This is a genomic window from Duganella sp. AC237 (assembly GCF_979254035.1).
The window spans coordinates 4,949,395-4,962,316 of sequence record NZ_CEEDEW010000003.1 but is presented as its reverse complement, the minus strand read 5'-3'; the positions used below and the strand labels follow the sequence as shown (position 1 = coordinate 4,962,316).

Sequence of the window (12,922 nt, the reverse complement as noted above, 5' to 3'; positions counted from 1 at the left end):
GTTCAAGGTGGGTTTACGCGCGCTGTGGTTCGTCGGCGAGCAGTTCGCCTTTTTCAAGGTGTACCAGGTTGCGAGCCTGCGCCGCCGCGTGCGCGTCGTGCGTGACCATGATGATGGTTTTCCCCAGTTGCTGGTTCAGTTGCTGGAGCAACGACAGGATCTCGGTGGCCGAGTGGCGGTCAAGGTCGCCGGTCGGCTCGTCGGCCACGATCAAGGTGGGATCGCTGACGATGGCGCGGGCGATCGCCACGCGCTGCTGCTGGCCGCCGGACAGCTCGTTCGGCGTGTGGTCCATGCGGTCGGCCAGGTTGACCATCTCCAAGGTCAGCGCCACTCTTTCGCGCCGCTCGCGCCGCGACAAGGGCGTGAGCAGCAGCGGCAGTTCGACGTTCTCGAACGCGGTCAGCACCGGCATCAGGTTATAGAACTGGAAGATGAAGCCGACATTGGCGGCGCGCCAGGCGGCCAGCGCCGTCTCGCCCATGCCGGCGATATCGAGACCGGCGATGCGCAGCACGCCGCTATCCGGCTTGTCGATGCCGGCGATCAGATTGAGCAGCGTGCTTTTGCCGGAGCCGGAAGGCCCCATCAGCGCGGTGAAGGCGCCGGCCGGTATCGCCAGGCTGATATCGCGCAGCACCTCCACCACTTGGTCGCCACGGCGATAGGACTTGACCAGATGTTCGATCAATACCAGCGGCTCGCTCATTTCTTCGCCAACTTGACGGCCTGGCCGTCTTGCAGCTTGTCGTCCGGCGCCAGCACGACCTTGTCGCCCGGCTTCACGCCTTTGACCTCGACCAGTTCACCGATCTTGCGCCCTGCGGTGACCGGCACCCGTTTGACGCTGGCGCCGTCGGCGTCAAGCACGAACAGAGACGGCGTGCCGCCGCGCGTCACAATCGCCGCCGGCTGCACGGCGGTCACCGGCAGTTTGTCGGCCGGCGGAACGGCCCTCGACAGGAACGCGACCTTGGCGCTCATGTCCGGCAGCACGCGCGCATCGCGCTCGTCGAACCGCACCTTGACCAGCAAGGTCGCCTTGCTGCGGTCCATGGTCGGCACCATGCGCGAGACGGTGCCGGCGAGGCGCAGCTCCGGGAAGGCGTCGAGCAGGATTTCCGCCGGCTGGTCGACGCGGATTTTGCTCAGGTTCGATTCGGAGACGTCTGCCTCCACCTCCAGCGTGTCCATATCGGCGATGGTGACCACCGCACCCTTGCTGTCGGCGGCGGAGGAGAAGGGCGTGATATTGTCGCCGACATTGGCGCTTTTGGTCAGGATCACGCCGTCGAAGGGCGCGCGGATCACCGTCTGGTCCACAGCCACCTGCGCCGCCTGCGCGTTGGCGCGCGCCGCCGCGATGGCGGCCTGATAGCCGGAGATGCTGGCCTTGGCCTTGTTCAGGCGCGCCTGCGCGGTATCGTAGGCCGAGGCGGCGATGAATTTCTGGTTCAGCAGTTCGGCCGCGCGCTGGAAGGCCGACTGCGCGTCCTGCAATTCTGCCTGGCCTTGTTCCAGGTTGGCCTGCGCCACCTTGACATTGGCCTGTGCCTGCCCCAGCGCCGCCGCGACGTCGCGGTTTTCCAGCCGCGCGATGACCTCGTCCTTTTTCACCTGCGAGCCTTCCAGCACGCCCAGCCACTCCAGCCGCCCGGTCGCCTTGGACGACAGCGCCGCCTTGCGCTGCGCCACCACGTAGCCGGTTGCGTTGAGCAAGGTGTAGTTTTGCGCCGGATAGGTTTGCGCGACTGCAACCACCTCCACGGTCGGCTTGCCTCCGAACACGTTCATGGCGACGGCGGCCACCAGCGCCACGGCCAGTATCAGCAGCACCATCCTGCCCCAGCGCCGGCGCGTGGGCCGCAGCCCGGCCGCCGGCCCCTTGGCCTCGCGGTCGATTTTCAAACGGGAAATATCGGGAGTCGCCAATCGGTAGCCTCAGCTGTGGTTCCATCAGTCGGCCATTGCCAACTTCGCCACCAGATAGTGGGGCAAGCGCGATTGAACCGCAAGCGGCGGGCGTATCTGTGTGTTCCGGTACATACTGCAAGCCTCCGGCTGTGACAGCATAACCTTTTTCAATTGTTCGGACCTTTATGACCACCATGCCGCGCGCCCAGCGCCCGCCAGCCGCCGTCGACGCGGCCACGCTCGCCTTGCTGAACGAACTGCAGAAGGACTCGTTCGACTACTTCGTCAACGAGGTCAATCCCGCCAATGGCCTGATCCGCGACAAAACCGCCGAAGTATGGCCGGCCAGCATCGCCGCCGTCGGCATGGCGCTGACCGTTTACCCGATCGGGGTCGAGCAGGGCTTCATGGAGCGCGCCGACGCCGTGGTCCGTACCCTGACGACGTTGCGGTTCTTTGCCAACAGCGAACAGAGCGAATCGCCCCGCGCCACCGGCTACAAAGGGTTCTACTACCACTTCATCGATATGAACAGCGGCGAGCGCGCGTGGAAATGTGAGCTGTCGAGCATCGACACCGCGCTGCTGATCGCCGGCGTGCTGACGGCAGCCGAATATTTCACGCAGGATACTCCCGACGAGAACGAGATCCGCGCGCTGGCCGACATGCTGTACCGCCGCGTCGACTGGCAATGGATGCGCGGGCGGGACAATCTGATCTGCCACGGCTGGAATCCTGAGAGCGGCTTCCTGCGCTGGCACTGGGAAGGGTATGACGAGGCGTTGATCCTGTACGTGCTGGCGCTGGGTTCGCCCACCTTCCCGATCGAGCGCGACAGCTACGACGCGTGGTGCCGCAGCTATGAGTGGAAGACGGTGTACGGCATCGACTACCTGTACGCGGGCCCGCTGTTCATCCACCAGATGTCGCATGTGTGGCTGGATTTGCGCGGCATCCGGGACGACTTCATGCGCGCGCACGATTCGGACTACTTCGAGAACAGCCGGCGCGCCACATACGTGCAGCAACAATATGCGATCCAGAACCCGCTGGGCTTCCCTGAATATGGCGAATTGTGCTGGGGGATCACGGCAAGCGATGGACCGGGGCCGGTCACTCGCCGTATCGACGGGGTGCAGCGCAAATTCTGGGACTACGTCGCGCGCGGGGTGCCGTACGGCCCGGACGACGGCACCCTGGCGCCATGGGCGGTGGCGGCGTCGCTGCCGTTCGCGCCGGAAATTGTCATGCCCAGCATCATCCACTATCAGGACATGCAATTGTGCGAGGCGAATCCGTATGGCTTCAAGGCCTCGTTCTCGACCGTTTTCTCGCACGGCCGGGTTGCATGCCAGCATTGGGTCTCGCCATACCACTTCGGCATCAACGAGGGACCGACGGTGATCATGGTGGAAAACTATCTGCACGATTTCCCGTGGAACATTATGCGCGGCAATACCTATCTGCAAACCGGCTTGCGCCGCGCCGGATTCACGGGCGGGTGGCTGGACGAGGCGGCACTTAGGGCGGGTTAGCGGGCGAGGCCCGCTAACCCGCCCCGGGGGCCCATCGAAGAGGCGGCCTACTGCCGTAGGCCTTAGGAGGCGGAGCCGTAATCCGCCGTTGCATGCGTTTTCGACGGCTCATGGCGGATTACGCTTCGCTAATCCGCCCTACGGTATTGCGGTATACTTCCGCCTTTGCCCCCCCGCCGCCATTTAGTATGACGATCCCCGCTTCCATTCTCGATGCGCTCTCCCGCGCCGATGCCTCGTGGCGTCCGTTGCTGATCGACGGCCTTAACGCGATGCAGGCCGCCACGCCCGGCTACCTCGCCCAGCTCGCGGACGACCTCTACCTGCCGACCGAACAACGCCTGTTCGCCGCCTTCGCGCTGCCGCTCGATAAAGTGCGCTATGTATTAGTGGGGGAGGGGCCGTACCCGCGTGAAGACAGCGCGACCGGCGTCTGCTTCATGGACGGCGCCGTCGGCAGCCTGTGGTCGAACGAAGAGGGCGGCGGCTTGTCCAAGCCGGTCAACAAGGCCACCTCGCTGCGCAACTTCATGAAGATGCTGTTGGTGGCCGACGGGCAACTCGCCCTGGCCGACACCGGCGGCGCGGCGATGGCGGCGATTTCCAGCCTTGCGCGCAGCGGCGGCCGCACCCATATTCAAACCCTGCCCGAGATGCAGCAAAAGCTGACCGAGCAGGGTTTCCTGCTGCTGAACGCCTCGCTGGTGTTCCGCAGTCACGTGCCGCCGGTCAAGGACGCAAAAGCGTGGCTGCCGTTCTTCGAGACAGTCATGGCCGGCTTGGCGGCCGAGTCGCCGAACAAGCCCACCATGATCCTATGGGGGAAAATCGCGGAGTTGCTTCAAAAATTGCCGGTAATGAAAGATTTCCCGCAGATCACGGCCGAGCACCCGTACAACCTCAGTTTCATCGGCAATCCGGACATGCACGCGCTATTCCAGCCGATGGGCTTGCTAAAAGGCAAGTAGAAGGCAATCAAGACCGGCCGGCCGAGGGGCCTCCCGGCAAACTTTCATAAAGTTTGGTATACTTGACTAAATCGATCAACTAATCAGGCTTTCAGTTGAGCAGTGGGGTCGATATTTTAACCTAGCTGAACCGAGGTAGTGATGCGTCTGACCACCAAAGGCCGTTTTGCTGTGACTGCGATGATCGATCTGGCTTTGCGCCAAGGCAAAGGCCCGGTCACGCTCTCAGGCATCAGCCAGCGTCAGGCGATTTCGTTGTCCTATCTGGAACAGCTGTTCGGCAAATTGCGCCGCCACGAGATCGTCGAATCGATCCGCGGTCCGGGCGGCGGCTACAGCTTGGCGCGCCGGGCCGACAAGGTCACGGTGGCCGATATCATCATCGCCGTCGACGAGCCGCTGGACGCGACCCAATGCGGCGGCAAGGAAAATTGCCACGGCGCCGACGCCGCCAGCGGCGTGCGCTGCATGACCCACGAACTGTGGGCCACGCTGAACGAAAAGATGGTTGATTATCTGGATTCCGTTTCGCTGCAGGATCTGGTCGATCAACAGAAGCAAAAGAATGCTGAACAAAACGTGGTCGTGATGGTCCGTAACCACGCCGCGCTGGGCTAAGTAAGCGTTAGGCGCTTTAGCTACTAATATAGACAGAGAAAACCGGAGTTACCAGATGAACGCCCCAGAAAAAAACCTCGCCGCAGTAAAGTTCCAGACCGCCCCGCATTTCCCGATCTACATGGACTACTCGGCCACCACGCCGATCGATCCGCGCGTCGCCGATGCCATGATTCCCTACCTGCGCGAGCAGTTCGGCAATCCGGCCTCGCGCAGCCACATGTACGGCTGGACGGCTGAGAAGGCGGTCGAAGAGGCGCGCGGCCACGTCGCCGCCCTGGTCAACGCCGACCCGCGCGAAATCATCTGGACCTCCGGCGCCACCGAGTCGAACAACCTCGCCATCAAGGGCGCGGCGCAGTTCTACAAGACCAAGGGCAAGCACATCATCACCGTCAAGACCGAGCACAAGGCGGTGCTGGACACGGTGCGCGAGCTGGAACGCGTCGGCTTCGAGGCGACCTACCTGGAGCCGCAAGATAACGGCCTGATCACCATCGAGCAGCTGACCGCCGCGATCCGCCCAGACACGATTCTTGTCTCGGTCATGCTGGTCAACAACGAAATCGGCGTGATCCAGCCGATCGACGAAATCGGTACGCTGTGCCGCTCGAAGGGCATCATCTTCCACTGCGACGCCGCCCAAGCGACCGGCAAGGTCGTCATCGACCTGCAAAAAACCAAGGTCGACCTGATGACCTTCACCGCGCATAAGACCTATGGTCCCAAAGGCATCGGCGCGCTGTACGTCTGCCGCAAGCCGCGCGTGCGCATCGAAGCGCAAATGCACGGCGGCGGTCACGAGCGCGGCCTGCGTTCGGGCACCTTGCCGACCCACCAGATCGTCGGCATGGGCGAAGCGTTCCGCCTGGCCAAGGTCGAGATGGACAGCGAAATCGCGCGCATCAAGTCGCTGCGCGACCGCCTGGCCAACGGCCTGCAAGAGATCGAAGAGACCTACATCAACGGCGACATGGAGCACCGCGTGCCGCACAACCTCAACGTCAGCTTCAACTACGTCGAGGGCGAATCGCTGATCATGGCCGTCAAGGACCTGGCCGTGTCGTCGGGCTCGGCTTGCACGTCGGCCTCGCTGGAGCCGTCGTACGTGTTGCGCGCCTTGGGCCGCAGCGACGAGCTGGCGCACAGCTCCATCCGTTTCACCATCGGCCGTTTCACGACGGAAGAGGATATCGACTTCGCCATCGACCTGATGAAGTCCAAGGTACACAAACTGCGTGAACTGTCGCCGCTGTGGGACATGTTCAAAGAAGGCATCGACATCAGCTCGATCCAATGGGCAGCCCACTAATTTTAAGATCACAGGAGCATCAAAATGGCTTACTCGGAAAAAGTGTTGGACCACTACGAAAACCCACGCAACGTCGGCGCCTTCGAAAAAGGCGATGACAGCGTTGGCACCGGCATGGTCGGCGCGCCGGCCTGCGGCGACGTCATGAAACTGCAAATCAAGGTCGGCGCCGATGGCCTGATCGAAGACGCGAAATTCAAGACCTACGGCTGCGGTTCGGCCATCGCATCGAGCTCGCTGGTGACCGAATGGGTCAAGGGCAAAACGCTGGATCAAGCGCTGGCCATCAAGAACACCCAGATCGCCGAAGAACTGGCGCTGCCGCCGGTGAAGATCCACTGCTCGATCCTGGCGGAAGACGCGATCAAGGCAGCGGTTCTGGACTACCAGACCAAGCATCCAGTCGCGGCCTGACTGAACAAGTGAACTACGACGCCGTGCCCGCCCAAGCGGGAACGGTGCGGGAGAATTAAATGATCACCCTGACCGAAAAAGCAGCTAAGCACATCAACCGCTACATCGAACGTCGCGGCAAGGGCGTCGGCTTGCGTTTTGGCGTGCGCACCACCGGCTGCTCTGGCCTGGCGTACAAGCTTGAATATGTCGACGAAGTGGCGGCCGAGGACAGTGTCTTCGAATCGCACGGCGTCAAAGTGTTCGTCGATCCGAAAAGCCTGCCGTACATCGACGGCACCGAACTCGATTTCGCGCGCGAGGGGCTGAACGAAGGCTTCAAGTTCCACAACCCGAACGAAAAAGACGCATGCGGTTGCGGCGAAAGCTTCCGCATCTGATCGCCCATGCAAAATCACTTTGAGCTGTTCAATCTGCCGCAGAAGTTCGCCGTCGACACGGGGGCGCTCGACAGCGCCTACCGCGACGTGCAAAGCCGCGTCCACCCCGACAAATTCGTCAACGCGACCGACGCCGAAAAGCGCGTCGCGATGCAATGGGCCACGCGCGCCAACGAAGCCTACCAGACCCTGAAAAATCCGCAGAAGCGCGCGCAATACATGTGCGAGCTGCACGGCGTCGATTTACAGACCGAGTCCAACACGGCGATGCCGATGGCCTTCCTGATGCAGCAGATGGAATGGCGCGAAGCGCTGGGCGACGCCCGCGCCGGCAAGGATGCCGACGCGCTCGAAGCGCTCGACAAGCAACTGCGCGCCGCGCGCAAAGAGCGGCTGGCCGAGATCGAGCAGCAGATCGACGCCGACGACTACGCGCAAGCCGCGCAAGGCGTGCGCGCGCTGATGTTCCTCGAAAAATTCAAAGACGAAATAGAACACAGCTTCTCAGCGATCGAAGACAACTAACAAACTCCGGGGTCAAGTCTGTCATTCGGACACAAGCTCAGCCTTTAAACGGTGTTAGCGCCGAGGCCGTGTCCGAATGACAGACTTGACCCCCGGATTAAAGGCTTGAATCACATGGCACTTCTGCAAATTTCCGAACCGGGTATGTCGACCGCGCCGCACCAGCATCGGCTGGCGGTGGGCATCGATCTGGGCACCACCAATTCGCTGGTCGCCACCGTGCGCAACAGCATTCCAGAAGTGCTGAACGATGAGGATGGCCGTCCGCTGCTGCCGTCCGTGGTGCGCTATCTGCCGAACGGCCATGCCAATATCGGCTACAAGGCGCAGGCTGCGCAGACCACCGATCCGAAAAACACCATCGTTTCGGTCAAGCGTTTCATGGGGCGCGGCCTGGCCGATATCGCCTACGCCGAGAACATGCCCTACGATTTCCAGGATACGCCCGGCATGGTGCAGCTGAAGACGATCGCCGGCATCAAGAGCCCCGTCGAAATCTCCGCGCAGATCCTGGCCACCTTGCGCCAACGCGCGGAAGATTCGCTCGGCGACGATCTGGTCGGCGCGGTCATCACCGTGCCGGCGTATTTCGACGACGCCCAGCGCCAGGCCACCAAGGACGCCGCGCAGCTGGCCGGCATCAACGTGCTGCGTTTGCTGAGCGAGCCGACCGCCGCCGCCATCGCCTACGGCCTCGATAACGGTTCCGAAGGCATCTTCGCGGTCTACGATCTGGGTGGCGGCACCTTCGATATCTCGATCCTGAAACTGAGCAAAGGCGTGTTCGAAGTGCTGTCCACCGGCGGCGATTCCGCGCTCGGCGGCGACGATTTCGACCACCGCCTGTTCTGCTACATCCACCAGCAGGAAAAACTCGCGCCGCTGTCCGACGAGGACACCGCCATCCTGATGGTGAAGGCGCGCGAAGCCAAGGAACTGCTGTCGAACAAAAACGAGATCACCGTCGACGCGATCCTGAATTCGGGCGAGGAGGTGCATCTGAAGATCACCGCCGAGACCTTCCAGGAGATCACCAAGCACCTGATCGCCAAGACCATGAGCGCGATTAAGAAAGCGCTGCGCGACGCCGGCGTCGATGCCGACGATGTCGACGGCGTGGTGATGGTCGGCGGTGCGACGCGCATGCCGCACGTGCAGCGCGCCGTCAGCGAGTACTTCCACACCATCCCGCACGCGAACATCGATCCGGACAAGGTCGTGGCCTTGGGCGCGGCGGTGCAGGCCAATCTGTTGGCCGGCAACCGCGCGCCGGGCGACGACTGGCTGCTGCTGGACGTGATTCCGCTGTCGCTCGGCATCGAAACGATGGGTGGCCTGGTCGAGAAGATCATCCCGCGCAATTCAACGATTCCTTGCGCCCGCGCGCAGGAGTTCACCACCTTCAAAGACGGCCAGACCGCCCTGGCGGTGCACGTGCTGCAGGGCGAGCGCGAACTGGTCTCCGATTGCCGTTCGCTGGCGCGCTTCGAGCTGCGCGGCATTCCGCCGATGGTCGCCGGCGCCGCGCGTATCCGCATCACCTACCAGGTTGACGCCGACGGCTTGCTATCGGTGTCCGCACGCGAGCTGCGCTCCGGCGTCGAGGCGTCGATCACCGTCAAGCCGGCCTATGGCCTGGGCGACGACGACGTCGCGCGCATGCTGCAGGATTCGTACAAGTCGGCCGATGTCGACATGGTCGCCCGCGCGCTGCGCGAAGAGCAGGTCGAGGCCGAGCGCATCATCCTGGCCACGCAATCGGCGCTGGACGAAGACACCGCCCTGCTGTCGGACGAGGAACGCGCGTCGGTCGACGTCTTGATGAACAAGGTGCGCGACGTGATCGCCCAATCGCAGACCGGCGCCGCTGACCACGTCGCCGTCAAAGCCGCCGTCGAGGCGCTGGCCCATGGCACCGAAGAATTCGCGTCGCGCCGCATGGATCGCAGCGTGCGCAGCGCACTGGCCGGCAAGACGCTCGACCAGGTAGTTTAAGAACCCATCAGAACAGAGGTATCAAGTGCCACAAATCGTATTCCTGCCCCACGCAAAACTGTGCCCGGACGGCGCCGTCGTCGAAGCCGAAGTCGGTAAAACCCTGTGCGACATCATGCTGGAAAATGATATCCACATCGAGCACGCGTGCGAGAAGTCCTGCGCCTGCACCACCTGCCACGTGCTGGTGCGCGAAGGCTTCAATTCGCTGAGCGAAGCCAGCGAAACCGAGGAAGACCTGCTGGACAAGGCCTGGGGCCTGGAGGCCGTATCGCGCCTGTCGTGCCAGGCCGTCGTGGCGCAGGAAGACCTGGTCGTCGAAATCCCGAAATACACCATCAACCACGCCAGCGAAGGCGGACACTGATATGAAGTGGACGGACATCACCGCGATCGCGGAAGCGCTCTACGATAAGCACCCGGACATCGATCCGCTGAGTATCCGCTTCACCGATCTGCACAACTGGATCGTTCAACTCGAAGAGTTCGACGACGACCAAACGCGCGGCGGTGAAAAAGTGCTCGAGGCGGTACAGCAGGCGTGGATCGATGAAGCCCAATAATCAAAGTAAGCCAGCCAAGGCCGCGCCGGCCAAAATTGGCGCCATCGTCACCGGCGCCGACAACATGCCGGAAATCCGCGACGGCCAGACCGTCGCGCTGCTGCAGGAACTGCACATCCTGACGCGCGACGGCAAGATGAACCAGGACAGCCGCCGCAAGCTCAAACAGGTCTATCACCTGTACCAGTTCATCGAGCCGCTGCTGAAGGAAGTGCTGGCCGAGAAGGGCGACGTGTCGCTGGTCGACCACGGCGCCGGCAAGTCCTACCTCGGTTTCATCATCTACGACCTGTTCTTCAAGGCGCTGAACGACAACTCGCATATCTACGGTATCGAAACGCGCGAGGAACTGGTGTCACGCTCGCAGGAGCTGGCCAGGCAGTTCAACTTCCCGGGCATGTCGTTCCTGCCGCTGTCGGTGGCCGAATCGACCGAGTCCAAGCTGCTGCCGGACCGGATCGACATCGTCACCGCGCTCCACGCCTGCAACACGGCCACGGACGACGCCATCCAGTTCGCGTTGAAGAAGAGGGCCAAGTACATGGTGCTGGTGCCTTGCTGCCAGGCGGAGGTCGCGTCGGTGCTGAAGAAGAACAAGGGCCAGTCGCTGGGCAAGTCGGCGCTGACCGAGATCTGGCGCCATCCGATCCACACGCGCGAATTCGGCAGCCAGATCACCAATGTGCTGCGCTGCCTGCAACTGGAGGCGCATGGCTACCAGGTCAACGTGACCGAGTTGGTGGGCTGGGAGCACTCGATGAAAAATGAGCTGATCATCGCCACCTACAAAAACCTGCCGCGCCAGCGCCCCTCCGAGCGCTTGCGCGAAGTGCTTGAAACGGTCGGACTACAAGAAATGGGCAACCGCTTCTTCACCGAGCAGCTGGAAACACAATAAAACAAACGAAAGGGTGGCGGAACGATGAGTGATCTGAAAGAAAATTGGTTGGATCTTCGCAGCGACACCGTCACCCGCCCCAGCGCGGCGATGCGTGCGGCGATGCATGCGGCCGATGTCGGCGACGACGTCTACGGCGACGACCCCACCGTCAACCGCCTGCAGGAATATGCCGCCGACTTGTTCGGCTACGAGGCGGCGCTGTTCGCGCCCTCCGGCACGCAGAGCAATCTGCTGGCGTTGCTGGCCCATTGCGGTCGCGGCGACGAATACCTGGTCGGGCAGGAAGCGCATACCTACAAATATGAGGGCGGCGGCGCGGCGGTGTTGGGCAGTATCCAGCCGCAGCCGATCATCAACCAGGCCGACGGCAGCCTGGCGCTGGCCGACATCGCGGCCTACATCAAACCCGACGACATCCACTTCGCCCGCACCAAGCTGCTGGCGCTGGAGAACACCATCGGCGGCCGCGTGCTGCCGCTCGACTACCTGAAGCAGGCGACCACGCTGGCGCATGAACGCGGCCTGGCCACGCACATGGACGGCGCGCGCATCTGCAACGCGGCGGTCAGGCTGGGTGTGAGCCCGCGCGCGGCTGTGGCGGGGTTCGATTCGGTCTCGGTGTGCCTGTCCAAGGGGCTGGGCGCGCCGGTCGGTTCCATCCTGTGCGGCAGCAAGCCGCTGATCAAGGAAGCCACGCGCTGGCGCAAGATGCTGGGCGGCGGCATGCGCCAGGCCGGCATGATCGCCGCCGGCGGCTTGTATGCGCTGGAGCACAACCTCGCGCGCCTGGCCGAGGACCACGATAACGCCGCCTATTTCGCCGGCGAGCTGGCTAAGCTCAAAGGCATCCAGGTCAGCGCGCCGCAGACCAACATCTTCTACGTCGAACTCCCGGCCGACGCCTGTCGCGGCTTGAACGACGTATTGCAACTGACCCGCATCCGCGTGTCGATGTCGCCGCGCCTGCGCATCGTCACGCACATGGATGCGTCGCGCGACGATATCGATCGCGCCATTACCGTTTTTGGGGATTTTTTCGGATGACCGACAGCACCACAGATAACAGCCTTCGCCTGGCCAAGCGCCTCGCCGAGATCCTTCCCTGCTCGCGCCGCGAGGCCGAACTTTATATCGAAGGCGGCTACGTCAGCGTCGACGGCCTGTTGGTGGAGGAGGCCGGCGCGCGCGTGACCCTGGAGCAGAAGATCGAACTGGCACCCGACGCCACCTTGCTGGAGATCGTCCCGGTCACCATCCTGCTGCACAAACCGGCCGGCGCCAACGGCGGCGTGGGCAAGGACGGTTCGCCGGCCATGCACCTGCTGAACGCCGAGTCGCTGACGCGCTCCGCGCCCGGCCAGCGCTTCCTCAAGCGCCATCTGGTCAACCTGACGTTGACCACCCCTTTGGAGACCAAGGCCAGCGGCCTGCTGGTGTTCACGCAGGACTTCCGCGTCAGCCGCAAGCTGGTGGACGAGCAGGCGAAGATCGAGCAGGAGATCATCGTCGAAGTCACCGGTAACATCATGGAAAATGGTCTGGCGCTGCTCAATCACGGGCTGCCATTCAACGGCAAGCCGCTGGCGCCGAACAAGGTGAGCTGGCAGAACGAGAACCGTCTGCGCTTCGCGGTGAAGAATCCCAAGCCCGGCCAGATTGAACATGTGTGCAAACTGGTTGGCCTGGGGGTGGTGTCGATGAAGCGCATCCGCGTCGGCCGCATCGCGATGAGCAGCCTGCCGCTAGGCGAGTGGCGCTACCTGCAGGACCACGAGCGCTTCTAGCCGTACGTTGCGC

General features: G+C 62.9%; 15 protein-coding genes. 13 read left to right on the top strand and 2 right to left on the bottom strand.

What is annotated here, in order from left to right; genetic code table 11:
* Positions 1 to 13: 13 nt before the first annotated feature.
* Together AC0IYS_RS22065 and AC0IYS_RS22060 are read right to left on the bottom strand one after the other, a co-directional pair.
* Positions 14 to 709 (bottom strand): ABC transporter ATP-binding protein, encoded by a 696-nt coding sequence (locus tag AC0IYS_RS22065; RefSeq protein WP_471707188.1) that lies wholly within the window; start codon positions 707 to 709, stop codon positions 14 to 16.
* The gene (locus AC0IYS_RS22060; RefSeq protein WP_471707186.1) at positions 706 to 1,932 is read right to left on the bottom strand and encodes an efflux RND transporter periplasmic adaptor subunit; all 1,227 of its coding nucleotides are present in this window, start codon (positions 1,930 to 1,932) and stop codon (positions 706 to 708) included. Before AC0IYS_RS22060 ends, AC0IYS_RS22065 begins: the two co-directional genes overlap by 4 nt.
* Before the next feature lie 167 nt (positions 1,933 to 2,099).
* On the opposite strand from AC0IYS_RS22060, the gene AC0IYS_RS22055 reads away from it, so the two are divergent.
* From AC0IYS_RS22055 to AC0IYS_RS21995, 13 genes are all read left to right on the top strand, one after another.
* Positions 2,100 to 3,449 (top strand): glucoamylase family protein, encoded by a 1,350-nt coding sequence (locus tag AC0IYS_RS22055; RefSeq protein WP_471707184.1) that lies wholly within the window; start codon positions 2,100 to 2,102, stop codon positions 3,447 to 3,449.
* A gap of 188 nt (positions 3,450 to 3,637) precedes the next feature.
* Positions 3,638 to 4,417, top strand: a complete 780-nt coding sequence (locus AC0IYS_RS22050) for a uracil-DNA glycosylase family protein (protein WP_471707183.1) — start codon at positions 3,638 to 3,640, stop codon at positions 4,415 to 4,417.
* Between the two features lie 141 nt (positions 4,418 to 4,558).
* Positions 4,559 to 5,035, top strand: a complete 477-nt coding sequence (iscR, locus tag AC0IYS_RS22045) for a Fe-S cluster assembly transcriptional regulator IscR (protein WP_315391756.1) — start codon at positions 4,559 to 4,561, stop codon at positions 5,033 to 5,035.
* A 55-nt stretch (positions 5,036 to 5,090) separates the two neighbouring features.
* Positions 5,091 to 6,347 (top strand): IscS subfamily cysteine desulfurase, encoded by a 1,257-nt coding sequence (locus tag AC0IYS_RS22040; RefSeq protein ID WP_471707182.1) that lies wholly within the window; start codon positions 5,091 to 5,093, stop codon positions 6,345 to 6,347.
* A gap of 24 nt (positions 6,348 to 6,371) precedes the next feature.
* Entirely contained in the window at positions 6,372 to 6,761 is a 390-nt protein-coding gene (gene iscU / locus AC0IYS_RS22035) for a Fe-S cluster assembly scaffold IscU (protein WP_020702063.1), read from the top strand.
* A gap of 59 nt (positions 6,762 to 6,820) precedes the next feature.
* Positions 6,821 to 7,141 (top strand): iron-sulfur cluster assembly protein IscA, encoded by a 321-nt coding sequence (iscA, locus tag AC0IYS_RS22030; protein WP_463449746.1) that lies wholly within the window; start codon positions 6,821 to 6,823, stop codon positions 7,139 to 7,141.
* A gap of 6 nt (positions 7,142 to 7,147) precedes the next feature.
* Positions 7,148 to 7,666: a Fe-S protein assembly co-chaperone HscB gene (hscB, locus tag AC0IYS_RS22025; RefSeq protein WP_471707181.1), complete on the top strand. Its 519-nt coding sequence runs from the start codon at positions 7,148 to 7,150 to the stop codon at positions 7,664 to 7,666.
* A gap of 114 nt (positions 7,667 to 7,780) precedes the next feature.
* Positions 7,781 to 9,661: a Fe-S protein assembly chaperone HscA gene (gene hscA, locus AC0IYS_RS22020; RefSeq protein WP_471707179.1), complete on the top strand. Its 1,881-nt coding sequence runs from the start codon at positions 7,781 to 7,783 to the stop codon at positions 9,659 to 9,661.
* A gap of 25 nt (positions 9,662 to 9,686) precedes the next feature.
* Positions 9,687 to 10,028: an ISC system 2Fe-2S type ferredoxin gene (fdx, locus tag AC0IYS_RS22015; protein ID WP_471707178.1), complete on the top strand. Its 342-nt coding sequence runs from the start codon at positions 9,687 to 9,689 to the stop codon at positions 10,026 to 10,028.
* 1 nt (position 10,029) lies between these two features.
* Entirely contained in the window at positions 10,030 to 10,224 is a 195-nt protein-coding gene (iscX, locus tag AC0IYS_RS22010) for a Fe-S cluster assembly protein IscX (RefSeq protein WP_471707177.1), read from the top strand.
* On the top strand, positions 10,211 to 11,122 hold the full coding sequence (locus AC0IYS_RS22005; protein WP_471707176.1) for a class I SAM-dependent methyltransferase: 912 nt from the start codon (positions 10,211 to 10,213) through the stop codon (positions 11,120 to 11,122). The genes iscX and AC0IYS_RS22005 overlap by 14 nt, the downstream gene beginning before the upstream one ends.
* Positions 11,123 to 11,146: 24 nt before the next feature.
* Positions 11,147 to 12,169, top strand: coding sequence for a low-specificity L-threonine aldolase (gene ltaE / locus AC0IYS_RS22000; RefSeq protein ID WP_471707175.1), 1,023 nt, complete (start codon positions 11,147 to 11,149; stop codon positions 12,167 to 12,169).
* The gene (locus AC0IYS_RS21995) at positions 12,166 to 12,909 is read left to right on the top strand and encodes an rRNA pseudouridine synthase (RefSeq protein ID WP_471707174.1); all 744 of its coding nucleotides are present in this window, start codon (positions 12,166 to 12,168) and stop codon (positions 12,907 to 12,909) included. Before ltaE ends, AC0IYS_RS21995 begins: the two co-directional genes overlap by 4 nt.
* Positions 12,910 to 12,922: the final 13 nt, after the last annotated feature.

Bases quoted from the DNA above. Each gene is read 5' to 3' on its own strand.
- AC0IYS_RS22050 (WP_471707183.1), top strand. From the start codon at position 3,638: ATGACGATCCCCGCTTCCATTCTCGATGCGCTCTCCCGCGCCGATGCC.
- AC0IYS_RS22055 (WP_471707184.1), top strand. From the start codon at position 2,100: ATGACCACCATGCCGCGCGCCCAGCGCCCGCCAGCCGCCGTCGACGCG.
- AC0IYS_RS21995 (WP_471707174.1), top strand. From the start codon at position 12,166: ATGACCGACAGCACCACAGATAACAGCCTTCGCCTGGCCAAGCGCCTC.
- ltaE (WP_471707175.1), top strand. From the start codon at position 11,147: ATGAGTGATCTGAAAGAAAATTGGTTGGATCTTCGCAGCGACACCGTC.
- iscR (WP_315391756.1), top strand. From the start codon at position 4,559: ATGCGTCTGACCACCAAAGGCCGTTTTGCTGTGACTGCGATGATCGAT.
- hscB (WP_471707181.1), top strand. From the start codon at position 7,148: ATGCAAAATCACTTTGAGCTGTTCAATCTGCCGCAGAAGTTCGCCGTC.
- hscA (WP_471707179.1), top strand. From the start codon at position 7,781: ATGGCACTTCTGCAAATTTCCGAACCGGGTATGTCGACCGCGCCGCAC.
- AC0IYS_RS22065 (WP_471707188.1), bottom strand. From the start codon at position 709: ATGAGCGAGCCGCTGGTATTGATCGAACATCTGGTCAAGTCCTATCGC.
- iscX (WP_471707177.1), top strand. From the start codon at position 10,030: ATGAAGTGGACGGACATCACCGCGATCGCGGAAGCGCTCTACGATAAG.
- AC0IYS_RS22040 (WP_471707182.1), top strand. From the start codon at position 5,091: ATGAACGCCCCAGAAAAAAACCTCGCCGCAGTAAAGTTCCAGACCGCC.
- iscA (WP_463449746.1), top strand. From the start codon at position 6,821: ATGATCACCCTGACCGAAAAAGCAGCTAAGCACATCAACCGCTACATC.
- iscU (WP_020702063.1), top strand. From the start codon at position 6,372: ATGGCTTACTCGGAAAAAGTGTTGGACCACTACGAAAACCCACGCAAC.
- AC0IYS_RS22005 (WP_471707176.1), top strand. From the start codon at position 10,211: ATGAAGCCCAATAATCAAAGTAAGCCAGCCAAGGCCGCGCCGGCCAAA.